General features: G+C 39.8%; 27 protein-coding genes and 1 pseudogene. 12 read left to right on the top strand and 16 right to left on the bottom strand.

Annotated elements, in window-relative coordinates:
- Positions 1-182 precede the first annotated feature (182 nt).
- Both IEE83_RS26520 and IEE83_RS26525 read left to right on the top strand, forming a co-directional pair.
- Entirely contained in the window at positions 183-1,001 is an 819-nt protein-coding gene (locus tag IEE83_RS26520; protein ID WP_194123778.1) for a helix-turn-helix domain-containing protein, read from the top strand.
- Positions 1,002-1,050: 49 nt separating this feature from the next.
- Positions 1,051-2,187 carry an FAD-dependent oxidoreductase gene (locus tag IEE83_RS26525; RefSeq protein ID WP_194123779.1) on the top strand — a complete coding sequence of 379 codons (1,137 nt, stop codon included), beginning with the start codon at positions 1,051-1,053 and terminating at the stop codon, positions 2,185-2,187.
- A gap of 779 nt (positions 2,188-2,966) precedes the next feature.
- Here IEE83_RS26525 and IEE83_RS26530 read toward each other — a convergent pair.
- Both IEE83_RS26530 and IEE83_RS26535 read right to left on the bottom strand, forming a co-directional pair.
- Positions 2,967-4,166, bottom strand: a complete 1,200-nt coding sequence (locus IEE83_RS26530; protein WP_194123780.1) for a hypothetical protein — start codon at positions 4,164-4,166, stop codon at positions 2,967-2,969.
- Between the two features lie 208 nt (positions 4,167-4,374).
- The gene (locus tag IEE83_RS26535; RefSeq protein ID WP_194123781.1) at positions 4,375-4,932 is read right to left on the bottom strand and encodes an antirestriction protein ArdA; all 558 of its coding nucleotides are present in this window, start codon (positions 4,930-4,932) and stop codon (positions 4,375-4,377) included.
- A gap of 753 nt (positions 4,933-5,685) precedes the next feature.
- Between IEE83_RS26535 and IEE83_RS26540 the strand changes: the two genes are divergently transcribed.
- The 3 genes from IEE83_RS26540 (at position 5,686) to IEE83_RS33480 (ending at position 7,463) form a co-directional block, all read left to right on the top strand.
- Positions 5,686-6,486 (top strand): SDR family oxidoreductase, encoded by an 801-nt coding sequence (locus tag IEE83_RS26540; protein ID WP_194123782.1) that lies wholly within the window; start codon positions 5,686-5,688, stop codon positions 6,484-6,486.
- Positions 6,487-6,546: 60 nt separating this feature from the next.
- Positions 6,547-6,747 carry a hypothetical protein gene (locus IEE83_RS33065; protein ID WP_228101846.1) on the top strand — a complete coding sequence of 67 codons (201 nt, stop codon included), beginning with the start codon at positions 6,547-6,549 and terminating at the stop codon, positions 6,745-6,747.
- 80 nt (positions 6,748-6,827) lie between these two features.
- Positions 6,828-7,463 (top strand): helix-turn-helix domain-containing protein, encoded by a 636-nt coding sequence (locus tag IEE83_RS33480; protein ID WP_310588593.1) that lies wholly within the window; start codon positions 6,828-6,830, stop codon positions 7,461-7,463.
- Between the two features lie 540 nt (positions 7,464-8,003).
- Here IEE83_RS33480 and IEE83_RS26550 read toward each other — a convergent pair.
- Positions 8,004-9,092, bottom strand: a complete 1,089-nt coding sequence (locus IEE83_RS26550) for a tail fiber domain-containing protein (RefSeq protein ID WP_194123783.1) — start codon at positions 9,090-9,092, stop codon at positions 8,004-8,006.
- Positions 9,093-9,114: 22 nt separating this feature from the next.
- On the bottom strand, positions 9,115-10,092 hold the full coding sequence (locus IEE83_RS26555) for a T9SS type A sorting domain-containing protein (protein WP_194123784.1): 978 nt from the start codon (positions 10,090-10,092) through the stop codon (positions 9,115-9,117).
- A 310-nt stretch (positions 10,093-10,402) separates the two neighbouring features.
- On the opposite strand from IEE83_RS26555, the gene IEE83_RS26560 reads away from it, so the two are divergent.
- Entirely contained in the window at positions 10,403-10,924 is a 522-nt protein-coding gene (locus IEE83_RS26560; protein ID WP_194123785.1) for a hypothetical protein, read from the top strand.
- 89 nt (positions 10,925-11,013) lie between these two features.
- Here the strand turns inward: IEE83_RS26560 and IEE83_RS26565 are convergent, their stop codons facing one another.
- Positions 11,014-11,289: a hypothetical protein gene (locus tag IEE83_RS26565; RefSeq protein WP_194123786.1), complete on the bottom strand. Its 276-nt coding sequence runs from the start codon at positions 11,287-11,289 to the stop codon at positions 11,014-11,016.
- A gap of 66 nt (positions 11,290-11,355) precedes the next feature.
- Positions 11,356-11,577 carry a DUF2188 domain-containing protein gene (locus IEE83_RS26570; protein ID WP_194123787.1) on the bottom strand — a complete coding sequence of 74 codons (222 nt, stop codon included), beginning with the start codon at positions 11,575-11,577 and terminating at the stop codon, positions 11,356-11,358.
- 746 nt (positions 11,578-12,323) lie between these two features.
- Here IEE83_RS26570 and IEE83_RS26580 point away from each other — a divergent pair.
- Positions 12,324-13,367: a type II toxin-antitoxin system antitoxin SocA domain-containing protein gene (locus tag IEE83_RS26580; protein WP_194123789.1), complete on the top strand. Its 1,044-nt coding sequence runs from the start codon at positions 12,324-12,326 to the stop codon at positions 13,365-13,367.
- Positions 13,368-13,704: 337 nt separating this feature from the next.
- On the opposite strand, the gene IEE83_RS26585 is transcribed toward IEE83_RS26580, so the two are convergent.
- The 4 genes from IEE83_RS26585 to IEE83_RS26595 form a co-directional block, all read right to left on the bottom strand.
- On the bottom strand, positions 13,705-14,244 hold the full coding sequence (locus IEE83_RS26585) for a hypothetical protein (protein ID WP_194123790.1): 540 nt from the start codon (positions 14,242-14,244) through the stop codon (positions 13,705-13,707).
- A gap of 11 nt (positions 14,245-14,255) precedes the next feature.
- Entirely contained in the window at positions 14,256-14,612 is a 357-nt protein-coding gene (locus IEE83_RS26590) for a hypothetical protein (protein ID WP_194123791.1), read from the bottom strand.
- A gap of 382 nt (positions 14,613-14,994) precedes the next feature.
- Entirely contained in the window at positions 14,995-15,129 is a 135-nt protein-coding gene (locus IEE83_RS33330; protein WP_262893262.1) for a hypothetical protein, read from the bottom strand.
- A gap of 553 nt (positions 15,130-15,682) precedes the next feature.
- Positions 15,683-16,408 (bottom strand): hypothetical protein, encoded by a 726-nt coding sequence (locus tag IEE83_RS26595; protein WP_194123792.1) that lies wholly within the window; start codon positions 16,406-16,408, stop codon positions 15,683-15,685.
- A gap of 677 nt (positions 16,409-17,085) precedes the next feature.
- Here IEE83_RS26595 and IEE83_RS26600 point away from each other — a divergent pair.
- Both IEE83_RS26600 and IEE83_RS26605 read left to right on the top strand, forming a co-directional pair.
- The gene (locus IEE83_RS26600) at positions 17,086-17,271 is read left to right on the top strand and encodes a hypothetical protein (protein ID WP_194123793.1); all 186 of its coding nucleotides are present in this window, start codon (positions 17,086-17,088) and stop codon (positions 17,269-17,271) included.
- A gap of 205 nt (positions 17,272-17,476) precedes the next feature.
- Positions 17,477-17,662: pseudogene (locus tag IEE83_RS26605) on the top strand (very short patch repair endonuclease); the annotation flags it as partial.
- A 293-nt stretch (positions 17,663-17,955) separates the two neighbouring features.
- On the opposite strand, the gene IEE83_RS26610 reads toward IEE83_RS26605, so the two are convergent.
- Positions 17,956-19,032, bottom strand: a complete 1,077-nt coding sequence (locus tag IEE83_RS26610) for a hypothetical protein (protein ID WP_194123795.1) — start codon at positions 19,030-19,032, stop codon at positions 17,956-17,958.
- A gap of 64 nt (positions 19,033-19,096) precedes the next feature.
- Positions 19,097-19,906: a tyrosine-type recombinase/integrase gene (locus IEE83_RS33485; RefSeq protein WP_310588633.1), complete on the bottom strand. Its 810-nt coding sequence runs from the start codon at positions 19,904-19,906 to the stop codon at positions 19,097-19,099.
- A 150-nt stretch (positions 19,907-20,056) separates the two neighbouring features.
- Here IEE83_RS33485 and IEE83_RS26620 point away from each other — a divergent pair, with 150 nt between their 5' ends.
- Positions 20,057-20,587, top strand: a complete 531-nt coding sequence (locus IEE83_RS26620) for a hypothetical protein (protein ID WP_194123799.1) — start codon at positions 20,057-20,059, stop codon at positions 20,585-20,587.
- Positions 20,588-20,879: 292 nt separating this feature from the next.
- Here the strand turns inward: IEE83_RS26620 and IEE83_RS26625 are convergent, their stop codons facing one another.
- Positions 20,880-21,092, bottom strand: coding sequence for a helix-turn-helix domain-containing protein (locus tag IEE83_RS26625; protein ID WP_194123801.1), 213 nt, complete (start codon positions 21,090-21,092; stop codon positions 20,880-20,882).
- Positions 21,093-21,265: 173 nt separating this feature from the next.
- Positions 21,266-21,517, bottom strand: coding sequence for a helix-turn-helix domain-containing protein (locus tag IEE83_RS26630; protein WP_194123803.1), 252 nt, complete (start codon positions 21,515-21,517; stop codon positions 21,266-21,268).
- 115 nt (positions 21,518-21,632) lie between these two features.
- On the opposite strand from IEE83_RS26630, the gene IEE83_RS26635 reads away from it, so the two are divergent.
- Positions 21,633-22,439 (top strand): RNA polymerase sigma factor, encoded by an 807-nt coding sequence (locus IEE83_RS26635; RefSeq protein ID WP_194123805.1) that lies wholly within the window; start codon positions 21,633-21,635, stop codon positions 22,437-22,439.
- 20 nt (positions 22,440-22,459) lie between these two features.
- The gene (locus tag IEE83_RS26640; protein WP_194123807.1) at positions 22,460-23,551 is read left to right on the top strand and encodes a hypothetical protein; all 1,092 of its coding nucleotides are present in this window, start codon (positions 22,460-22,462) and stop codon (positions 23,549-23,551) included.
- Between the two features lie 295 nt (positions 23,552-23,846).
- Here the strand turns inward: IEE83_RS26640 and IEE83_RS26645 are convergent, their stop codons facing one another.
- Positions 23,847-24,695, bottom strand: coding sequence for a relaxase/mobilization nuclease domain-containing protein (locus IEE83_RS26645; protein ID WP_194123809.1), 849 nt, complete (start codon positions 24,693-24,695; stop codon positions 23,847-23,849).
- Positions 24,692-25,354 carry a plasmid mobilization protein gene (locus tag IEE83_RS26650; RefSeq protein WP_194123811.1) on the bottom strand — a complete coding sequence of 221 codons (663 nt, stop codon included), beginning with the start codon at positions 25,352-25,354 and terminating at the stop codon, positions 24,692-24,694. Before IEE83_RS26650 ends, IEE83_RS26645 begins: the two co-directional genes overlap by 4 nt.
- Between the last annotated feature and the right edge of the window lie 24 nt (positions 25,355-25,378).

The raw sequence follows: 25,378 nt of genomic DNA on the forward strand, positions 1-25,378 counted from the left end.
TCCTTTCATTAATTTACCCATATTGAGAATTGTTTCCTCTATAATCTGTCAAAGCTAAACCAGAGTCGCAAATCTGAATCATGTTAAAAACGAAGAAAAGAGCTCATCAATAAATAACAGATTCTGTGGAAAATAGAATCGTTACTATTCATCCATACACTCTAAATATGCTATCTTTGAAAATGCGGCACCAAGAATTTGAACCTCCGGAAGAGCTCTGTGATACCATAAAATGCTTTTGGTACAACACAAGAGAATACGGGGAATCACAATCAGGTTTTGAAGTAGTACCAGACGGCTACGCCGAAATAATCTTTTATTTCGGAAGTAGTTGCAGCATTTCTTACCATGGGGAAATGCAGCCATTGCCGTCACCGTTTATTCTGGGTTTGCTCAACCAACCCATCATTTTTTACTCAAAAAATCGTTTGGAAATCATTGGTATCAGATGTCATCCCTGGACCGTTTTTGATCTTCTCGGACTACCGTCAGGTAATGATGGAGTACGCGTTTTTGAGCATCCTGTCGCCCAGCTTCAGTCCGTTTTAAGTGAGTGCATCAATACTGGAAAGATAGAGGAAGCGATAACAGAAGTAAAACAATATTTCCTGAATGCCCGGTCGCAGGTTACTGCCGACAGTATGTTATTTAAAGCCGGCGTTGCAATGCGGGAAGCGAACGGAACCATGCCGGTAAGCCAGGTAGCGGCGGCGGCGAACGCAACGGTGCGTACACTGGAAAGAAAATTTAAGCAATCTTCTGGTTATACAGTAAAAGACGTATCTGGCCTGATGCGGTTTGAGCAGGTGCGAAACCATTTGCTGCTTGATCCTGATTCCAACCTTGCCGGTCTGGCGCATGAGCTTGGCTATACTGATCAGTCCCACCTTAGCAAAGAATTCAAACGTTACAGTGGCACAACCCCGGCGGCGTTCGCGCGAAAAACCAGGAGAGGTAAAATAACTTTAAGCAATGATTTTGTCGCATTTGTACAAGCCTGATCCCGTCTCATTACGGAATTTTGCGTTCGTTACTAAATAATGCAAAATCATGATACTGACAGATAAAAAAATAGCCATCATCGGTGCAGGACCAGTTGGTTTGACGATGGCAAAATTATTACAGCAAAAAGGAATAGATGCAACTGTTTACGAAAGAGACCAGAACGCCCAAACGAGAATCTGGGGTGGTACACTAGACCTGCATAAAGGTTCAGGGCAGGATGCAATGAGAGAAGCAGGTTTGCTGCAAATTTATTTTTCACTGGCTAAACCTATGGGAAGAATCGTGGCTGACGAACAAGGCAAAGTATTATTTTCCAAAAAAATTGCACCTGATAATCAATACGACAATCCGGAAATAAGCAGAAACGATTTAAGAACTATTTTGCTGAACAGTTTAAAAAGCGACACGGTTGTTTGGGATCGAAGACTTACCGGACTTGAAGAAAACCACGGAAAATGGCTTTTACATTTCGAGAATAAACCCAACGTGACCGCAGATTTTGTTATCGGAGCAAATGGCGGAATGTCTCAGATAAGAAAATACATCACAGACGCAGAAGTCGAAGATACCGGAACATTAATTATTCAAGGTGATGTCCCTAACGCTGAAAAAAAATGTTCCGATTTTTATCAATTGTGTGATGGCAACATTCTAATGACCGCATACCAAGGCAATTTGTTGGTTGCAAACCCTAGCAATAACGGTGTATTGTCCTACGCAGTAACTTTTAAAAGACCCAAAGAATGGACTCATAATAGTAAAGGGTTAGATTTTCAGGATACTGCCGGTATCAGTGCTTTTCTTTCCAAAAAACTTTTTTCCTGGGACGGAGTTTACAAACAATTATTTGACGCAACATCCTTTTTTGTTGGATTACCGACAAGAAAATTGCCGTTAGAAAAACCCTGGAAAAATGATCGTCCTCTGCCTATAACACTTATAGGCGATGCAGCACACTTAATGCCTCCCTTTGCAGGCCAGGGTGTGAACACGGGACTGATGGATGCATTGGTTTTATCGGATGAACTTTCCAATGGAAAACATGAAACATTACTGCAAGCCATTGCAGCTTATGAACAACAGATGTTTGTTTACGCGACAGAAGCGCAAAATGAATCAGGCAAAAACGAAATAGAAATGCGCCATCCTGATTTTTCTTTCCAAAAAAGATTTAGCAGTTAGGTGAAGAGATGGTTGTTTTATTGAATTCAGTTTTCAAGAAGTGGATCTTGAATATAATGGGCATGTGTTATAGGGTGCACTTCAACTGCGTATTTGTGTGCCATCTACCTGGATATTGCGAAATTTTCAAACACCCTCAAAAACAAAAAATGCCTGTAAATCATTGACTTACAGGCATTTTATTGATTTTAAAAACTTCTAAATGGGAGGGAGACGGGTCTCGAACTTTGCTCACAAACAACTCATTGTGAGCTATTTGCAACCTCTTATTTATGCCTACTACACGAATGACGCTGAATTAAAAATGTATCACGCAGACTATCAATTATTTACAGAAAATATTTTGATAGATTTTAGCGTGTTTTATTGTCTTAAAAACATTTTATATTCCTTTGTTCCTGTAATTGCCAAAGTTTTTACTAACAAAATTACCTGTTTTACAGAGCTGCGACAGCCCCTTTTCATAGTAAAAATAAGAAATTTTGCACTTCCCTGAAAGACTTTTTCAGAATTTATGAGCGGATACGCTGCTTCCATTGCTAGGAAATCCAGCCTTGGAATATTCTCTGACTTACGAATAAGCCCGGATGATCAGTTGAAATTTGATTATGTAAAAACGTAAGATTCGGAAGGGCACCCTTAGCTAAGTCATTAAATGAACTACGACCTGCAAATCTGATAGATCAAACATTCGGTAATTAACGATCAATTTTGCCGAATGTTTGCGGCATTTTAGGGCTAAGTTATGCGGATTGGACCATCCCTAATAGGTAGACAAATTACTTCATATACCAGGGTTTAAGCGGCCATCCCCTTTCTGTTTGTCCATAGCTGCTCTCTTGATTGGACCAGGCACCCGTATTTCTATTAGACTCGTTTTGAGTCATGATTGTTTCCGGCGCGATGCCATCAAGCCACTCGTCGTCAGATCCAACGGCCGGATCATACCAATCCACTTTTTTTCTCGCCCAATCAAGCCAGGCTATCATCTCTTCACTCATGTTATCCTCGGCCAGGGCTTCACGCTCCCTGTGATCAATGTACTCGCGGATCATCTGACTTTCCTTCCAACGGCTTGCATCTTTGGCAAGCTGCCTAAAAGATTTTATCTCCAGTTTTATTCTCTGCTCCCGTTCTTTTCTTACTCTTTCCTCCTCAGCCATTTTGGCCCGACTTCTAGCCCATTCTTCATGCACTTTCTTAAGATGCTCACCCATCAATTCCAGTTTGGAAATGAGCTTTGATAGCTGCTGCTCTACCTTTTGCAGTTTACCATCCTTACAACTGGTGGTGGTATATCCCTGTTCGAACTGGAATATTAAAGTACCGTTCGCTTTGAAGGTTCTGGTGTTCCACCGGTCGGTGCCAATTACGACGTTGCGCGCCTCTTTCAAAGCCATGTCTATCGTCTCTCCTGCTATTACAACTTTATAATAACCTTCTTCGAGAATAAAGTCGTGGCCTCTTTTCCGCATTGCTTTGATGAAAGTGTCCATAATAAGCAGGGAACGGTCAACCAGGTCTACCGACACACTTATGTGGACATTCGGCGTATGAATCGAACGAAGGCCATCATGGTCGATAAATTCCTTTTTCGAAGCAAATGCCTGCCTAGCCTTCACGATCAGCGGGTCCGGATTTATTAACGAATCTTTCACGACAAGATCAATGGATGGGTCCGCTTCAATTGATCTTTGCAAGGCCACCTGCGGAGATAACCCATCTTCAATTGCATTTTCTCCTTCCACTCTCAGGGAAAGTTGCAGCTGCTGCTCGCCGTCACTTTTCTCGGCAAACGGCTTGATTTTTACTTTCTTTCCTGCCTTCACCTTATTCCAATGCCCCTGATCCGGCAGAGGAATACCCATACGTATGCAGGCCTTTCGAAGGCCGTTATCTGAAATATTATATTTTTTCGAAAGGGCGGCCAAAGAATCCGACCAAACCAAATTATACAAGTCTTTACGTGAAAATACCATGTTGGAATTATAGACAACAACTACTTAGCCATGGCAGCATTACCATCTTTTAAAGCAAGCACGTTGTGGTGATGAATATTTAAACTTCGACCATTCAGTAGCTTCAAAGCAGCCGACAGCGGAAGTTCAGTTAATATATTCAATCATAATTAAAACTGCAAGAGTAAAGGTCTGACAACGATTCCGCTGTCAGACTCTCTTGGTTTTCTTACATATCCAGGAAAATATGTCCGTCATATTCGCTGTAATCTCCCAAAAACATATCTCTTCCAAAGGCTTCATAATCGAAATACCTTTCCAACATCTGTGGCACTCTTTCCAGAAGGCCTATGTCTTCAATATATTGGTAAGCAAATTCGGTTTTCGGGTCTTTCATGGCTCCACCGTAATATCCCTGATAAGCTTCATTGAAACCTTCCAGTGTTTCATCTAGATCATTTCCATTGGCTGGCCAGGATATGATATTTGAGCAGTATAATTCAAAAGCCTCTGCTCTTTGGTCATCCATTTCAGAAACAGTTTCAAAGTATCTGAAAGTATCTTCATGAAGACTGCATTTCGATATTAAAAATCCTGGAATACATTCCCAGTCCTGAAACATAAGCTCCGGCAGGAATTCATTTCTATGGTATTCATAGCAGTCTTTATACAATTCTTCTGCATCAGCATAATCTGAAAGAACAAACCACTTTCCGAAAAGCGAACCTGAATTGTACATCCAGTAAGTTCCTACATAAATCTTTGGAATGTTTCTTAGATTTTTCATGAGTGAAAGACATTTGAAATAGCTTAAGCCCGGCTTTGTGCCATAGGGCAATCGCATGTCGCACACGAATGAAAAATGACGGGGTTTATCCCTTGGTTTCAGGCCCAGACGGCGGTTTAAGGAGCGGCCGCAAGCCGCGGTAAATAGCCGAATGACGAAGTAAAGGCTCGAAACCGTCATTATTCACTTCGTAACTTTCGTTTGCACTGACTGGTAAACGTGCGGCTGGGTTGCTTTAAAGAAAGCTTTAAATTTAGTTGGTAGTTAAAAACTTTACATTCCATTTGCCAACTTTGTCCTATTTCCAGCTAGATCAGAATAGTATATTATAACTTTGAATTTTAAGGCTCATCAAAAATCATAGTAAGTTGTTGTAAGTCATGATCACTATACTGTGCAGTTAATCTACCCGTAAAAGTACTCCTAACTTAGCGGCTGTATAGTTTGATTCTTCGGCAATCCGCAAAAACGGTGGTTTATCTGAGATTTTCAGTCGAAGTTGATCATCATATGAAAGTGTCACGAACGAGGTTTTTGTGAATACTCTTTGAATACTTTGGCCATGCTTGATAGTGTCGATTTCAGCCCGCGCCGCTCAGGATAGCATTAAGTGGAGATACGCAAAAAGAGCTGGCACTGGCTAGCGAGACTTAAAGGAAGCGCAACCATTTTGGCTACAACAATCTCCATATCTGCTACAAGCGCCAGCCGCGCGCCGCATAAATTTGTCTCCCGAAATAACAAGTAAGACAAATGACAAAAACTATTTTTATTACTGGTGCTTCAACAGGTATCGGAAGGGCTACGGCCAAATTGTTTGCGGCCAAAGGCTGGAAGGTGATCGCGACCATGCGCAAGCCCGAAAATGAAAAAGAACTCAATGCGCTGGATAATGTAACGGTGCTTCCCCTGGACGTGACTAACCCGGCGCAAATCCGCGAAACGATCAAACAGGCGCTGGCTTTGGGCGATATTAATGTAGTATTTAACAATGCGGGTTATGGATTGTTCGGCGCATTGGAAGCGATGACGGACGAGCAGCTGGTACAGCAAATGGAAACAAATTTTTTTGGTGTCGTGCGGGTGACGCAGGCCTTCATTCCGTATTTTCGTAAGCGAAAAGCGGGGCTTTTTATCACCACCGGCTCTTCGGCAGGACTGATGGCTTTCCCGGTAAGCTCGATGTACGATGCCAGTAAATTTGCACTCGAAGGCTGGGCGGAAAGTCTGTCTTATGAGCTGAATGAGTTTGGAATTGGGATTAAAACCATTGAACCCGGATTGGTGGCGACTGAAATCGGTGCGAAAGCGGTGTTTGCCACGCACCCGGCTTATGAAGCATTGACCAGCAAATTCATGGCGATGCTCGCACCTGACAAAGCTGCGTCAACTTCAGAACAAATCGCCGAAGTGGTGTATGGCGCGGCTACGGATGCTACCAACACATTGAGATACGTTTGTGGCGAGGATGCCAAAGAACTTTACGCCCAGCGCCTGGCTGCGGGCGACGAAGCTTTTAGGAGCGGGATTAAACAATTATTAGCCGCTGTTTAAAACCAAACGGTCTGCCAGCGCAGGCGGGAACGATTTGCGCCGGCAGACCATTATGTGATTATGAAAAGGGAACATCTCAAACCGCGCGTGTACCACTCCATTGCCGAAATGCAGCGTGCATTCGGCCTGCCGCAACCATTGCACCCTTTGATCAGCTTGCTCGATTTCAATAAGGTGCAGATCACGGCCGAAATGCTGGCCGATACTTTTGCCATGGATTTTATAACATCACCTATAATGAATCGGCGGGCTGCCGGATGAGATATGGGCAGACAACCTACGATTTTCAGGTAGGCGGTATGTTTTTTTCCTCGCCGGGCCAGCCGTTGACGGGCATTCAAGTGGCCGAATCGACCCTGGGATTTACATTGCTTGTCCACCCTGATTTCCTGCGAAACTATCCACTGGACGCCAAAATCAAGCATTATGGCTTTTTCTCTTACTCGGTGACCGAGTCGCTGCATTTGTCGGACAAAGAAAAGTTGATCATCGAAGGCATTGCCAGAAACATTGGCGACGAGCTCGAAACGGCGATCGACGAGCTGAGCCAGGATGTGCTGATTTCACAAATGGAGCTGATGCTGAATTATAGTCAGCGGTTTTACAAACGCCAGTTTATTACCCGAAACCCAATCCACAATGCATTGCTGGAAAAGATGGACCAATTGCTGAACAATTATTTCGACGAGGAGACCGCCCTGCTGAAAGGGCTTCCGAGCGTTCAATATTTTTCAGACCAACTACACGTTTCACCCCACTATCTTGGCGACATGCTCCGGGCACTGACCGGCCAGAGTACGCAGCCGCACATTCACAATAAGCTTATTGAGAAAGCAAAGGAAGTTTTGACATTTAGTGATCTGACAGTAGGTGAAATCGCCTATCAGCTCGGTTTTGAGCATCCGCAGTCTTTTAGTAAGTTATTCAAATCAAAGACAAACTTTTCCCCATTAGAATTCAGAGCGAGCTTTAATTAAAAGAGGCAGGCTATGAATTTTGAGAGTGATACGTATTGGAATTTATCGCAACAAGTGAGATGAAGTTTATCCAGTACCTCCGTTGCTACTTTTGGGGCCGTCCAGTTTTTGAATTGCAGCTCCCAGCTTGATTGTTGGGTTTGTTCGTTAAAAACCTCTGACAAGTCTCGAGTGCCTCGCGACGGAGAAATCGATTATCAAGTAAAGCCAAAGAATTAGGTCTCAAATCTTGTAATGGTTCAAACAGATATTAACTAAGTTGGAAATATAGTCATTTTATTGAGATTTAAAATCCGAATATTTGGTATCAAAATATCAGGGTCTCACAGCTATAAAATTGATACTCTATAAAGTATTTACACTGCTTTAAAGTATCAAGTTCGATATTTTGTGTTTTAGGGGCAATTGATGCAGCACTTACCGGATTATCTGCAAATTGAAGACAGCCGGGATGAAATTAATAAAGCAGTGCCTCAAATGCACTGCTTTGATTGCTCATATATATAGGCAGGAAGGTGGAGCTGCTTGGCAGCACTTCCCTTATTTCGATACAGTTGAAATGGAGCCGGAGGCCATAAACGTGGAAAGCTGTTTTTCAAATTGCTGCATTTTCGTTTTCAATGATTCAGTTTCAGCTTTCATGGATGTCTCGGCTTGTTTCAGGGTTGTGTTCTCTGCTTTTAGAGCCTCTACTTCCTTGATTAAAGCCTGGATTGCGATCAGGTTCACACCATCAAAATCAGCCTGGTTAATAGATTTATCTTCTCCGATTATCCCCAATTCATCGTGACCGAATGCTGCAAAAAAGTCCTGTGCCATCGGGCCGTAATGGCGGTATTGCTTCACGTCCTGCCCCTTGTAGTTCCAGCTTCCCAGCCGCATCCCGCTGATCTTTTTAAGAAACAGCGCACCATCTGTTGTACGAAAGTTTTCTTTCCGTGATGAGTCGGATACCACTGACCATGCATTAGCATTTGGTTGAAGCTGTACTCCGGATGGGGAGTTATCCTGTCGGGTGTTTGAGGTATACAAAACATAACCACCTGCAAAATGCATCATCATCTGGTTATTAGCTGTAGTATTGTAAGTGCAGCCCAAACAATTACTATCATCACCAATGATAAATGACCCTCTGTGATCTGCTCTAACAGAAGAACCCATAGCCGTAGAACGATCCTCACCTGCAGTTGTAAAAAAACCAAAGGCAGTTGAGCTTTCCCCGCTTGCTTGTGTACCAAATCCCATAGCCGTGGAATAAATTGCGTTAGCTTTGGTCATAGCACCGCTGGCGAAGGAATACCTGCCTACATTCGCGTTGTCCCAATGGGTATAGTAAAATTCGTCATTAGAAACCGCGCCGGCACGAAAGGCACCCTTGCTGCCATACCAGATCATTTTAGAAGCCCATGGCCTGTTTGGATTCTGTGATTGTACACCTGCTGTATCGGCTCCGAATAGTACTGTTTTTCCTTCCGCAACATTCAAAAAAGCTTTGGGTTCTGTTAAGCCTATCCCTACCTGAGCCTGTACCTGTAATGAAAGAAGGAATAGCAATATGGATGCCACCAGGTAATTAAATGACTTGATACGCATTACGAATCGAAGATATGTTCTAGATAAATTTTTCATTTCTGAGTTAAGTTAAGATAAGTTATTGTTTGATCACTTTGACTGATGCTACGCTTCCATCGTTCAACCCTAGCTGTACCACATACAGACCAGCAGGAAGATCTTTCATATCGATTTCTGTGAGCAAAGGTTTTTTGTGAAATTCTAAAAGTGTGATGCCCTGTGCATTTAACAGTTTAACAGTAGCAATATTCTCCCAGTGATCCATGTTGATCTGGATTTTCTCAACGACAGGATTAGGGTAAAGTGCAATCTGGTAAGTGTGCTCAAAAGAAAGCTCACGTATCGTGCTGTAAGCATACGACTGATCTTTATCTACCATTTTTAGCCGGTAATAGTTAGCTCCTGGTGATGGAGAACCATACGAGAAACCATAGTTTTTCAAACCACTGCTTTGATATGCGGCTGTTATCTTTGACAGCGTGTTCCAGTCCTTGGCATTTGTGCTATGCTCCACATCAAAATAGTCACTGTTAGATTCATAGGTAGTTGACCAGTTCAGACTGGCAGCGGAACCTTCCATTTTAACTGTAAATTCCAGCAGGGTAACCGGAAGAGCACCCGGCTGTGCTGCTGTTACGGCGCTAAATGTAGCCGGCGCAATTAAATCATTATAAATGTAATGAGAGGTAGTATTGACCACGCTCCCCGCTTTCGTAACAGGCGCTACATTTTGATAAACCACTTGAAGCATCGTTTCAATGTTACCATTAAGCTCTGAGGTACGATAAAACTGTCCAAGTCGGCCCACAAAGGTAATTGGTGAGTCAAAAGTATAAACTCGTGAAATACTGGGAGGACTTCCGGGTAGTGCAGTTGGCAAGGTTGTCAGGGTCTTGTTTTGGATACTGAAAGCGGTGGTTGGCCGGAATGTGAGTCCATCAATAGATACATCTGTACCTGCCGAAATGTAAAATCCCTCGGTTCCTGCGGTAAATTGAGCCGTAGCACTAAAAGAACATAATAGGGCCAGCTGGCAAAAGAGTAAATAATACTTCATAAGCGGTGATTTAAAAAATAATTGATTGGTAAGTAGACAATATTCTTGGTTAAAGGCATGGATTTGTAGAAATAATTTTACAATTAAAACATTTCAGCTTTAAATTTTATAATAAAGTTATTAAGTAGTAAATTCTGGATAGATATGGCGATTGATTAGTAGAGGCTGTTTGAAGTTGCTTTGTTTATTGTAGACTTGGTATTTTGGAATATTCCACAATGTCTTGGAGTTAGTTTCTGATGGTGTAATTTATCGGTGTCCGTAAAAACGGAGGTATACACAGACTAAGACTTTCTGCATATCCTGCGAAATGCCGGGCAACTTCCGAGACATTGAACTCTCCATCCTAAACGCAGATACTGCACATGTGTACCTGAACCAATATCCGGGTTTCAAACAGGTTTACGCCAACGATTTCGACAGCGATTACAATTCCGAAGGAACCATCCACATCAGCAACATCCCGGACGGAAAATACTTTTTGCAAGTCTTTTCCAAAGACACCGTCAGAGAATTGACATTCGAGTATACCGGCAGAAAAAGCCTGTCCCTTTTTATTTTTTTCTGCCTTATTTTTTCCTTCAAAGCCCCGGAACGTGACATTGAAATCCACATCCTGAACTCTTTGGAAGCAGATTTTTTCCTTCTGAAAATGCCGGAAGGAAAAGTAGTTTACCACGAAATGTTCGACAGAAACTACGTCAAAGTAGATGAATGGCACATCAAGGATATGCCTGATGGAAAATACAAATTCCAGGTGATTTCGTTTGAGAAATTACGGGACACAACGTTTATGTATACGGGCAAATCCTCGCTTACAATCCGATTTTGACTAGCAGCATGTATAAAAAAAAGGGATATTTAGCAATATCCCTTTTTACAAAATGTAATTCTAAATACATAAAGTGATTTACTTAGGGCTTAAATCTTACTAACAGCCAATTCATATGTCCCAGGTATTGACATAAACGCAGCAGTGTAGTTAAAATCCAAAACCACGTATGTCTCATTCTGCCCATTGGGTAAAATTCGTTTTACTTTATCTCCCTTTTCGATGATTAAAGATTCTGGTAAATTTTCGAAGGAAAATAAGTTTCTTTTAGGGCTTAATGTTGCGCTAAATTCATCTGAATTAGAAGAACCTTTTTTGTTGATGATACTAATTTTTTCCGTCTCAAATATTGAAAACATTGACATGATGTTCTAATTTAAAATGTGAAAAATAATGAGGTACCGAATTTCGATACCTCATTGGAATTAAAATCATCCTTCTGGGGGAAATGGATCATTACCATAACTATTACGTTCACGTATTTGACCATTCCTACCATGAATTAATAATTCCGATTGCTGATTAATCGCAATTTCTCGCGCTCTCTGAATTGCTTCGGCCTGTGTTTGTGTAATTACTGTTACACGGGAATTGCCTTCTCCCCTTACCCCCCAGTCTCCATTATGGGGAACTACGTGCTGATTTTTACCCACGGTTTTAAAAATTAAATGTTAAACTATTTTTTGATTGTTTGTTTATATGTTGTCGCAGGATGAGACTTCGCATATTTATTGGAAACAAACTTCCCTGTTACCGCACTTTTATTAACTTTTTGTGACATGACTAAACACCTCCTTTTCATTTAATTAGAACATATTACAGAAACTACCAAAGAAATAATATAGTTCAACGTTATCGTTTTATTTCTTTTATTTATTCAATTTAATTCAACTTTGAAGTTGTTTATTGATTAGAGCAAAATATTTTTTTTACTTTTATAAAGTAAAATGCACATATTGCAAGACTTTAACGATAAAGTTGAATTATTAACTTTATTTAGATGTTTTATAAACGATTTCTTACTTACCGTCCCTAACTGTGGCATCAGAAGCTGATGTGGAACAATTTTTGAGAGAGTTTTTTGTGAAATATGGAATTTTTAACATTCTTTTTGTCGAACGAACAAACCAAAAAAATGCTCAAACTTTACTTCAATTGGAAATATCACCCGCGAAACGACGGGAAGTAATTGAATCGATTATAGCAAAGGACTATGTTGAAGGTCCGATAAACGATGTTTTATATGGCGGTTCTCCTTTATGGGTATTCGGAAAAAAAATCCAGAAACAGGAACTATATATTAAAATTTCATACGGCCAACCAAATTCAAGTGTAATCTGCATCTCATTTCATATCGCAGAACACAAGATGACCTACCCATTTAATAAATAGATAAATCATGATTAGCCCAATAACTGGCAAGGAAATGCAAGTGCGATCAGAAATCGCCCCTTTGTCGTTTAGAAAAGAGAATTTTGACGTATTTTATCAATTTTACGAGTGTGAAACCTCAGGAATCCGATTTACAGATGATGCCTTAGATAAAATTAACATCACACAAGTTCATAATAGTTACAGAGCAAAGTATGGAATTCCATTTCCAGATGAAATTAGACAGATTAGACAAAGATATGGTATTTCGGCAAATAAAATGTCAGAAATTCTTGGTTTAGGTGCCAATTCATATAGACTTTATGAAACAGGCGATGTGCCTTCTGTCGCAATTGGTCGTTTAATTTTATCAATTAAACAGCCGGAAGAATTTATTAAGCAAGTCTCAGCTAGCTCGCACATTATCTCAAAAAGAGAAGCTGATAAATTAATTACGAATGCAAATTTAATTATTAACGAATGGGATAAAAACAAGAAGAAACTTTTCGGAATCTCTTTTCATAACAACTTTGCCGGTGAATTAACAGGATATAAAACACTTGATTTAGATAAGGTTAGTGGTATTATCTCATATTTCAATACAGTACATGCCATTTCACTTTGTAAGACTAAGTTGAATAAATTACTTTTTTATACAGATTTCAACGCTTATCAAGTCTATGGTTATTCAATGTCAGGATTGTCCTATCAAGCAATACAGTATGGCCCTGTTCCTTTTAGGTACGACAGGTTATATTTAAAATTGTGTGAAAGTGAAAAGATTACCATACGTGAAAAAGAGTATGGTGACGGAATATACGGTGATGATATTCGAAGTAATGAAAAATTTGACTCGTTTGACTTTCAGGATATCGATATTGAAATTTTAGAATTTGTTGCTAATAAATATGGTTTTTTACAGACAAAAATTATTGTTGATAGAAGTCACAAGGAGACAGCATGGATTGAAAATCACGAAGATTCCTCTTTGATAAATTATCGCTATGCATTTTGTTTAAACGAGAAGATTTCTCCAAAAGTCATTAGAGAACTAGATAAAGATCTCTCGTAAAATTTCTATTGCAGCGATCAAATCTATTAGTTCAACCACGTCTACAACTGCACAGCAGGCACTAAGGTCATATTTTCTGAAAAAAATCGAATCTTAATGCCTGCTTTTCTTTCGCACTTTCGGCCACAGGCATAAGGTTGTTCATATTTTATCAATTTACTTGTTAAAAATCAGGCTCATTACAAACTTGATAATTAGAAACCGTACACATATAAAATCTTAAAATTAACAGTTTTTATATACGGAGTAAGCCTAGCTTACAAAATCTAAAAGCGTCCCATAAAGCAAACATTTGCTTATGGGACGCTTTCCATTAACAATTTCCGAAAGCTGATGATTAGTTTTTATTTACATCCTTATTGCTTCCTTCGGCTGTTGCTTCCTGTTTAGAGAATATTGAATAACCTATACCTATGCTAATCCAAGGTTTCCCCTGATGTTTCCAACCAAAACGTTCCTGATTAATTTTACTGAGTAAATCTGTTCCAAAGAAAAGACCGGCCTGTACCCTATTATTTTCTACCATAGGTCCAATAGAAATAGAAAAAGCAGAATAATTGTTAGTTTCAACTAAATCACCTTCATTTCGTCTAACAGCCGATTTATCCAAAATGGTATTTGAAATACTATATCCAGTTATCATGGAAAACGTAGCGTTTCTATATTTCCTTTTAGGGAATGTATAACCGAGTCCTGCGCCAAAGTTAAATGCACCAGCAAAATCTCCATCACCGTGACTACGAATCCGGTACTTAAATGGAAAATTTATTAAACCGAAGGCCAGAGAACCCGTTAACCTTGTATTGTTAGAGGCATACATGTTAATATCAGCCATCGAGACTTTAAAATATCTCGTCGCATCATTGTATGCTTTCAAAGGATCAGTGGTTAAGCCCCACCACCCGGCGCAAGTGCAGCGGCATTCGCAAGTTTGGCCGCATTTGCAGCATCAGAAGGTTTTACACCATAAGTATTGTATACTAGTCCATCGCCACTCAAAGGGTCTTTGTAATCGATTATTTTAAGAATTACATCTGTCCCATTCAAATGTTTTATTACTCTAAAAAGCTGCCCATTTTTTGACTCAACAAATTCATGTTTGCTCGTTCCATCAATTTCTACCAATTCCATGGTGACTCGTTCTTTCCAGAAATAATTACCAAGTTCCGGTATCACATTATTTGTGGACTGGGCAAAAAAATTTAAACCCAAAAGGCTAATTAAAATTGTCAAAATTGTTTTCATAACAGAGAGTAGTTTTCGTGAGCTTCTAAAATAGATAATACTCGGTTATTGCAAAAGATAAAATTATCTAACGGTATTATTTATACGAAAATCACGTAACAATCCCACAGTCAACCCATTACCCAAGCCGCCAAACCAAAACCACAAACCAAAGCTTGTGTAGAGAGTTGCCTTTCCAACACAGTGAAACACCTCAATGTAACCAAATTTCCAGCCGCACAGCAGGCAGTAAGCCCAAGTATTCTGAAAAAGAAAACAAGCCTTACAGCCTGCTTTCCATCCGCACTTTTCGGCCACAGGCGTAAGGTTGTTCATATTTTATCCGTTTGCTCGTTTCGCGCGTAAGCTGCATGAAAAATGCAGCTTAGGGCTGAAAAAGGTTTCAGCCCGGCAATGGTAAACCCGCTTCTTTTCCCAACGCACAGTCCAGCCGCACAAAAGCGGGTTTAGCGGTCGACTTTTGCCGGCTGCTCATGGCCGTGCAAAAAGCCACGCCAGCCATAAAAATGGCTGTCATGCTTTTTGCTGTACGGTTCCCGAAAAGGCACAAGAGCAGCCGGCAAAAGTCGGCGGGGTGGGCCATGTAATTATTTTGCGGGGTTCTAATGTATGGCCCGCCCCTTTCATGTTTCTGTGCGCCCCCTTAGGCCATTTGAAGCTCCCCCGCACCCCCTTCTGCTGCAAATGGCCGGGGCCCCTATCCAGCGGCAGTCCTATCCAGAAACAACCCTATCCAGAAGTCGGCCTATTCAGCGGCGACCGGCACTTCCAACTTGGTCGACCGACGCAATCCGACTGAATATCCATGACCAAACCGCACAGAAAAACACACACACACGAAAAATGTGACCAAAAAGCCGGATGAAGTCTAAATCCCATGGTGTAAGTAAGACTTACAGTCTTGCTTTAGTGTAAGGTACTATTTAAAGGATCTGAGTTTCACTCTAATCCTTTTTCTTATTAACTGGTAACGTAATCCATTATTCTTCGTCTAATTTTATATCATACAGCACTCGCTGTTTGAGGAGGGTTTTACAGAAATGGATCGGGGTGTAATCTCTGATCCTTTTTCATTGATTCCCTAAATCATTATATGCTACCTCTATTGAAGAAAATAATAGCATCTCGGTTCGAAATATTTCCTTGGGGTACTCCGGAAATAGTATCGGGTTTATCGCTTGAAGCAATTCGCAATACTTATAAAAGGCTTCATTTTTATTGTAGAACTTTGAATTCACTACTTTCTTGTAAATCAAATTAAATGGTCGCGCATTTATCATTTTGTTCCTTGAAACATAAGCACTCATAGGAAAGAAGTGCATTGAGAAGTCCAAATGCTTATTTTTCATTTTGGCTATCAGCCAGTTCAAAGTATAGATTGCCCGGGCATCGTAAATTGCATATCTCTCACTGTCAACAAACGACGCAACTTTTGATAACGATGAAATTTTACCAAATAATCTGGAATCAAACGCCCGATTTTCTGCCAGCGTATTAAGTAAATCGTCAATAAGGATGATATTTTCATCGTTTTCCCGGAATGCCCCTATGCCTCCCCACTTTCGAATCATCCAAAAATAAGCCGAATGTGGCTTTTCATTTGGAATATGAGACTTTAATATTCTTTTCAAATGAACATTAGCTTCAAAAATGCTAGGTTGTGCATAAATTGATTTCTTGACATCATCCTTTAAAAAATCAGCCCTTTTAACTGCGCTGTCGGCACTAAATGTATATCCTTGATGAAGGTTTGAGACATTTAAATTTTCTCTGATAACCTGAGTAAATCTTTCCATAATTTATAAATTGATAGATAGGGTATTTTGTAACTGATAAGTGAAGTTTCAAATATTCTAATCACATTTTGGAGTTTTAAATTTCATAAAGTTATTATTCGGTCAACCATTCCGGCCCGAATTCCCGCAGACTCAGGAGCCTTTCCTTTTCGCAAGCAAATCCACAGCTCTGTACTCTGCGGGTTCGACCGGCTCAGAAACACCTTTTGCCAACGCACATTACCATACAAACTTCACGAAAGTTACGCACGGTTTGGAAAAGCAAGGGCAGGCTTGAAAGCGTGTCCGAAAGAAAAATCTCCACCGTAAACGGTAGTATTTTTTTCTCGGCAGACCCTTGCACGAATCCAAACCTAACACGTGACAACCGCGTAATGTTTGTACGGTGCAGGCAGGTTAACTACCAATAATATGGGCACGTTTAAAGCTTATCTGGCAAATAAGATTAGATACATTGAGTACAATCTGAATGAAAGAAGGATGGGTCTTGAAGAGTAGAGGATGTTGGCTTGGAGCCTTCATAGTTGCGAGATCCTACACATGCAGGTGCTGGATATGATACTGCCATTTTAGAAAGGAAGGGGCGTCGGCTTCTTTTTTTTGTTTAAATTTACATAACGACCAATTCATTATGACGACTGACAAAAAATTCTCACTTGATCTGGTTCTACGAAATCATGAAGTTTCCTTCGGAAGCTCTCCACCGGTTTCTTCTTCTCGCTTCGAGGGAAGAAATCATCGACTGGCTGGAATGGAACGACCCGAACGGAGTTTACCGGGACGAGCAATCAATTGCGGAGTTTGGTACGATTGTCAGCAAGGAGGAAGGGATTGAAATAATCAAACGACAACTGGGTCAATAGAACCAGACTATTTTCGAATTTGACAATATTTATTAGTTCAAAGAGGAGGCATAGAAATTAGATAAAACAGCAACGGACAATTTATTCTCCATTTTGTAATCGCGCAATTTGGCATTAATTAAATTATATGAAACGCCGTCCCATCCCTGTGGTAAACACCGTATTGTTTAAAGGGCTTAAAGGATTGTAAACAACAGAAGCTCGGTCGAAAGCAATGTCGAGAATTCGAGGGAAGGACACAAAATCCGAGATTGTTCTAAGAAAGGCTTTATGGGGCTTAGGAATACGTTACAGAAAAAATGACCCACGCTTACCCGGGAAGCCTGACATCGTTATTCAAAAATACAAATTGGTAATTTTCATCGATGGTGAATTTTGGCATGGTTCATAAGCCTAGCAAAAGCAACTATTGTTATTGTGGCCTTGGCACTAATTTGTTCAATGCTGCAAAAAGCTAAACAGGAAGGTGAAAAATTAAAGTAAAATACAAGTATTACGGAACATCAATCGAAACTGAAAAAAAAGTATTCCTCTCTGATTCAAATGGCTCTTACATTGGGAGAACAAATTCAGCCGTTTTCTTCTACAATTTTAAAAAACAAAAGTGTATCGGTTATACCTGCTGATGAAATCAAAATACTATCCATTGTTAGCAGAGAAGGATTATAGAACAATTGCTTTGAATCATTTCGGCTGCACCGACTGAATCATTTCAATAATCTTGTTAGGAGAATCGTCATTATCCGTTTGTACATAACCCGTTTGCTGCACACCATAAATGGTTTTGGTTGCTTCTAAAAGGACTGCATTTTTTGTGGTTGCATCGGCGTTGGGTGATTCTACAAACGCTTGAAAGCTAGCAAGAGCATTTGCCCGATGTTTATTGAGTATCTGATTATGTTTACTTGATTTATAATTCTTATTACAAATCGCAAGTCCATAAAAAAGAGCACTTATTGTAAGAATCTTTGTAAGATTGAACTGAATTATTTGGTTCACTGAAAACTTTGAAAATTCTTCATCTGTTACGAGCCAACTATAATAAACAGATGCACCTACGACCCCAATTAAACAGGCAAATACACCAGCTATCCAGCCTTTTGACGATGACCGAAAACTTTCAGACTCATCCCCAAATATTTGGGAAAAACTAGCAATTTGCTGTTTTGTTGGCAACATAGCCATATTATTAACTAATTCCGTAGCTAATATATTTTTTTCTTCTATGTCTTTTGTTGCATTAATAGCTCTCGATTCAAGTACTTCAATTTCCTCTTTACTACGGTTAAATTTCTTAATCAACAAAAAATTAATGACCGGCCCTATGTTGTTTATGAATTCTGAAATCTCACCTTGTAAAACACTGAGGAAAGCATCGAGTCTTAAATAAAAATCTTGGGCTAGTTTGTCAACATTTAATAAACTCCCACTCTTTTCCAATCTTTTATATTCATTAATCATGTCACTCCAACTTACATTAATTTCTAGTAAAGAATTAGTAGAATTAATGAGATTCCTTTTAATACTTTTTATAAGTGAGGGATCTAGTGGATTCAAAGATAATAGAACATCAAGTTGCTCCTTTGCATCAAATATTAAAGTTTGTACTGGATACTGGCCATCCTCATTTTTAAACAGCGTCTTAAATTTGACAAGAGTGTCTGAATCAAATAATATAGATTCCTGCAAGTCATTTAACATACTCCTTTCAACGGTCTTTTCAGATTTGGTGTGACTCTGGGACGAACTTGTTTTTGACATAATTGCTGTTGAATGATAGATTATAGGATAAATATGCAGCTTTAAAACTAATATAAAATTTTCACTACCAATTATAATTTTCTATATTCGGATCAGTCCGCAGCCCCAAAGATTTTAAATAAATATCAGTCATTTGAACTGTGCTGTGGCGTAGCATCATTTGCAACTGTTTTATTCCTACACCAGATAAATAGGCGTTGACCGCGCCGGTATGTTTCCAGGAATAAAGGGTGTAGCCTTTCTTGTGTAGTTGTAATGATTTCAGTACTTTTTCATGTCTCCGAAAAGCTACCTGCTTTCCTGTAATCACTTTGCCCGGTATTAATCCACTGCCAAATAAGTACAAAAATGGATCATATCTTGATAGGTTCATCTTTGAAATCAGAGCCAGCAAAGAGGAAATCATCTGTACAGTTTCTGTTTTTCCATTTTTCGATATCGCACCACGTATTAAAATATACTTTTCCTGCAATCTGATATCATTAATTTGTATAGCGTTCAACTCCCCAGGACGTATAAAAGCAAGATAAATAAAGCGTATATATATGTACAGTTCCGGATCATAATTTCTCATGTATCTTTCAATCGCTTCCCTGTCCTGATCCGTAAATGCAATGTTCTTAGCTGTAACAGCCTCCTTTAATTTTCTTGCCTTAAATGGATTTTCACGAATCGTTACACGATCCTTTAAATGACGATAAAGCGTGTTCAAATGTATTATTGTATTATTTGCAGTGCGTGGAGTATTCCCTAGTGAAGTGAGCAAGTAATCCCGGAATTTAATTACGTCTTTATCCGTGAAATCCTGAATTATTAGAATTCTATCACCAGCATATTCTTTCAACTTATTAATGGCAGACTGATAGGTTAAAATTGATTTCGGTTAGCATTGTTGTCAAGATGAGCAAAATCACCAATCGTTCAAGCAACCGCTTTTACTGCAGGTACACGGGCTCGGTGCTACGACGAAACAGTAATCGATGATCAGCGCTAGGACTTTCTGGATCTTCAGCAGCCAAAACTCATGACTATCAAATTCTGGCCCGATGTCTTCAACCCTTATCAGGTCAGGTATGATATCCAAGATCAACAGTATGATAAGGGCCTGGCTGAATTAAGCATCAACCTGGCCAATGATTTCTTGCAAGGGAGAGCAAAAAGTACCGTTCCGCACGTAATAGATCAGGTCACCACACTAAGCTACCTGGTATTTCACTTCCGTCACATCAATGCTATCCGTTATATTTCAAGCTTTGAAATCATGGAGCATATTAAAGTTAGGCGTGGGAAGGGTGTGTCACTCCATTATTTTCAGACCAAGGTAATCGCCCCTTTACGAAACGTAGGTGTGCTCATAGCAAGCAGCTCCAAAGGTTATAAGTTACCTGCAAATGAATCAGATTTACATGATTTTGTAAATCACAGCAATGCCATCATCGAACCGATGCTTTCAAGGGTTAAAAAATTCAGAGACCAGATCAGATTGGCAACGGATGGGAAGCTCGATGTACTTGAGAGGAATGAATATAGTCTGATTAGGAGAGTGGTGGAGTAAAAGCCAGACTTAAACAGATAGTAAATTTTTGACTATTAGAATATCTTAGAATACATAGGTAGCAAACTGTTATTGCTAGCAGGATGCTGGAAAACAAGCAAATTATCTGCGACTACCAATTCCGTCTTCTGGTTAACCCCTGCCTTTTCAAAATTTCATCTTCTCTGGTAGGTTTAGTCATTCCAAATTTCTTTGCAATTTCACTTTCTATATCGATCGGATTCTGCGATTTTATTGTCACCGTAAAATTGATCTCAGTTATCCCTTCCGGAATATTAACTTCGGTCGTCTTTTATATTTCATCAAATAAGATGCCTGCTGAAATTTTTAGGATTTCAGCAATTTTAAATACTTGAGACAAAGTAACCTCACCCGTTCCTCTTTCCAACTTTTTATACGTTTCGCCAGGCATATCTAATAGGAACGCCAAATCTTCCGCTTTAACATTGTTAGCTTTCCTAATAGATGCTATTTTCTTTAAAAGAGTTTTGGATGATTGATTCATGGTTTTCTGGACAATCCATTTTAATATCTATAAGAGTCTATATTATTTTTAGATGGCCTATCAAGCTTTCATCTACTTAACCAAAGTGATATCTTTTGAAAACTTCATATTTTTCAACATCTAGCTAGAAAATTAGATTTTTCAAGAAGTAAGCGACAGCCGAATTCGAAGATCTATTTTGACTGCAAAGATTTTTCTGGTAAAAAATCCTTCGGTGATAAATTGAAATGACTCGCCAACTTATCAATATGTCGAAGATTATACTTTGCTCTGTGGTTATTACTCTCCGCATTACTTATAAATGCTTTGGTTGTGCCCAGAATACCTGCAATATCCTCCTGTAGAAGACTCCTTTCTGAACGGAGCCTCCGAATAAAATCAATTACGTATTGATCAATGCCAGCGATATTTTCTTGGTCTTTCATTGCAGGCACTAAGTAAGCCAACGTAAAAAAATTTATGGTACACACATGTGTGTCTTTCGGTTTCTTTCTTTATATTTGTTCTGGCAATTAAATGACTATAAAAATATCGATAGCTATGGGTTCGCATCAAATATCCCCTGATAACGACAAGGCCCACGAACACCTAATTCTTTTCAACCGTGGTGATGAACGGGCTATGAATTTTGTCTACCGGAAATCGTTTAATAATCTCATGTATTTTGGGCAGACCCTTATAAAGGATGAATTTTTAGTTAGCTGTATTCTTCATGAATGTTATATGAAAGCATGGGACTATCGCGAAAAAATGGAAAGCCTTCCCCACATTTATAGATTCATTCGTATGAATCTCCGCTGGCAGATTCTACGGCATATTGAAAAGTCTCGTCATACCATATACGGACAAACGCTGTTTTTAGACCACCTTGAGAAAAGAATCGGTGATTTCGAAGACCTGATAGAAGACAAAGAAACTGGGGAGGAAGAAATTAAGAAGCTAGACATGGCCACGGAAAGTATGCAGTATCTTTCTACTGATTCACGGCAAATCGTTACACTTTATTTTCAAAATGGCTTTACGTACGAACAGATTGCAGACCGGTTAGGAAAAAGCCCTTTCCAGATTTCAGAACAACTAAACAAAAGTGTCAAGCATATTAAAAGCATAGTCCATATATCAAAAAAGGAGGTCAAAAATAATTCAGTAAGAAGCATCGACCTCCAAGCAGAAATTCTAGATTCTCAACAGTCAAAAATCTACGACCTTAGAAAAAACCACAAATTGTCCTTCACTGATATTGGAAATAAATTAGGACTTCCCCAGACCCAGGTCCAACAGCAATATATTAAGGCGCATCAATTACTGCAAAGTCGTTCTGTTCAAAAGTCAAATTACCGGTTTTAGCGTGATAACCTCTTACAGAAATGGAAAAGCTATTTTTCACCCGTAAAATCCAGCTAAAAATCGACAGCGAGGATCCAGATTATAAGTCACAAATCTTCAAAACTCTGTATGATTGGCGCTACATCTGTTTTAAAGCATCGAACCTGATTTTCACCCATCACTTTGTGCAGCAGCAAATCAAGGAAATCATTTATCTAACAGATGAAGTAAAAGCCAAACTTGCTAATATTAAAGAAGATGAGGATGGTATTCTTGCTACATCCCGAATGAATACCAGTTATCAGATACTGGCCAGAAACTTTAAGGGCAGCATCCCAATGCACATTATGAGCTCTCTGAACAGTACTTTGGTAAGTACTTTTAATACGAATTTGGTCTCCTACATAACAGGCGAAAAAACACTGCCGAACTTTAAAAAGGATTTACCTATTCCGTTTAAGGGAACTGACGTAAAATCGTTGATAGCCTGCTCTGAAAGCAATATCTTTCATTTCAAACTCTTCGACATCCCATTTAAAACGTACCTGGGAAAAGATTTCTCTGACAAGAAGAACTTACTGCATCGCTTGGTGAAAAAGGAAATCAAGCTTTGCACCAGCTCGCTTGTACTTGAAAAAGGGAAGATTTTCATGATGGCCGTTTTTGAGTCAGAAAATCAGGTTCACCTGCTTAATGAAAATATCATCGCGGAAGCTTCTCTCTCACTGGATTATCCAATTATGCTGACAATTGGCAGAGCCCGGTACACTATCGGAAAAAAAGACGAATTCCTTTACAAAAGACTTTCTATTCAGGCAGCCATCCAAAGAAAGCAGAATGCTATGTCCTTTATGAATAACCAGACCAAAAAGAGATTTAAAGAAAACACGATCGAAAATTTACGGTATGCAGAAAAACGTTACGTGAATCAAAAACAGCACGTATATAGTAAGCGATTGATTGATCTATGTCTGAAAAATCAGGCAGCGACGCTGCTATTGGTAGATCAGCAGGAAAAAGAAAAGCAGGCTTCACAGGATCCCTTTCTTCTTCGCAACTGGGGTTACGGTGGATTGAAACAAAAAATAGAACGAAAAGCAGCTGGTGCTGGCATCACTGTAATTGTGGAATAATAAAATTAGAGGCTTCTTGTAAAGCCGTAGGATGAAACTTGGATAGTTTCATTAAATGTCCCTTACGACATATACAACTGGGTTCGGCTTATTTTTTTGAGCAAAAGAAACTTTGAGACCGCTTTTACAGCGGCAGGATTAAAGCTGTGTTGGCTTTGATCAAATGCCTGATTGTGGCATATACAACTGAGATCAGCTTTGCTACCGGCACCTACGCATTATTTATTTCACTGTCTTACCAATTTGCTGGTAAGGCAGTGAAAAATTATTGATTACTAAAATTTCAAATAGCGCATCAAATACTCAATCCTCTCTTCCGCTGTCTCGTCAAACTTAGTTCAGCCGATTTACTTTTTTCCATGGTTTGAATTACGCCAAGGCGCTTTTCCAGATTTGCGAATGAATATTCCCTTCCGATATCTGAACCCTTCACTTTCATTCCATTTTTGGTGTTAATGAAAGTAACACCGCGTTTGATGAAAGTTTTCACGCCTTGCTTTTGCAGTTCGGTGCTCAACTGCTGCATGGTGGAAACATTTGGCAAGATACTGTCAATTGTATTCTTCAATTTCAGAAGCGCCTGATCAGCCGTCTGGCGGGGCTTGTCTTTATTCTCAGCCGTCAGATGCATTTCCGGTGTAATCTGAAGACCAAGTTCCAACTCCATCTTCCGGCAGAATTTACCAACCCTTGCATAATTATTAAAATGATCAGCCGTATTCTTTCCGTTGTAATTAATCCGGTTCGCAGCGATGTGAAAATGACGGTGCGCCTTATCTGTATGAAGGAACACTGCCATCTGGTTATCTTCAAATCCGAAGTCTTTTGCAAACTCCATAGCAATCTGGGTGATCTTATCATTTCCCGGATTCTCTCCCGGCGCAAAACTAAACGACTGATGCCAGATGAATTTGGTGAGTCTTCTGTTCTTACCGCTATTATCCAGAAACTGCTTTGATAGATTGTTGATGTCAAATCTTCCATCCGGAAGCTTTTGAAGCGCCAGGTTCTGAATGTAGACAAGCTCCCCTCTTACATCCTTCGGCCCAAGTTCACTAATCTGTTTTGCCGTTAGCTGCTTGTCATAGTAGCAGTACTGCAAAATCCCTTTGGCATACCTGCCCAGTCCAACCTTTCCTATCATGATTTCCGTTGTTTTAATAACTGCTCCATTGTTTCTCTAATCACACCATGCACCGGAATTCTAGGATCTGGTTTATCGTCCTGCCAAATGGCCAGATCGCTTGGCACTTCCTGTTTCAGGTAATGCGCTTCATACTTTTCAAGAAGCTCCCTGCTTTTATGAAAAAGTCTGGATGTCGTTTCAAGCGCAGCAGTTTTACCTTCTCCACTTGGCAGCATCTTTTCCAGATAAATGTAAAGCTGCCCCGTCCAGTCCCTGATTTCTATAAGTATCTGCCGGAATGATCGTACTTCAAAATCCTCATACACCCACTGCATCAGAAGCTTTGAGATCAGTGAAATATTCTGGCTACTCTCTTGCCACTGTTTGGAAAGCATATCGGCCTGACTGGCCCGTAGCACCGCTACGGCAAACTGGCCGCTCAGCATCCTGAGCACTTTGTAGAGTTCCGCTGTTTTATCAGGCAGCGTTTTAATCTGAGGTCTTTTCAATGGCACATCCAGGACCTGGGTTAAAAAGAACTGACTGGCTGAAAGCCCGCTTCTTTCAATTTTCTGATTGATCAGCTCTTTTTCTTCTTTACTGACCCATACCGAAAAATGTTCTCTTTTAGCAGTCCTCTCCCCTTTCGGCGGTCTGCCTTTTTGTTTCTTTTCCATAAGTCTTCAGCATTAAGCTATGAG

Source organism: Dyadobacter subterraneus, assembly GCF_015221875.1.
Lineage (GTDB): Bacteria > Bacteroidota > Bacteroidia > Cytophagales > Spirosomataceae > Dyadobacter > Dyadobacter subterraneus.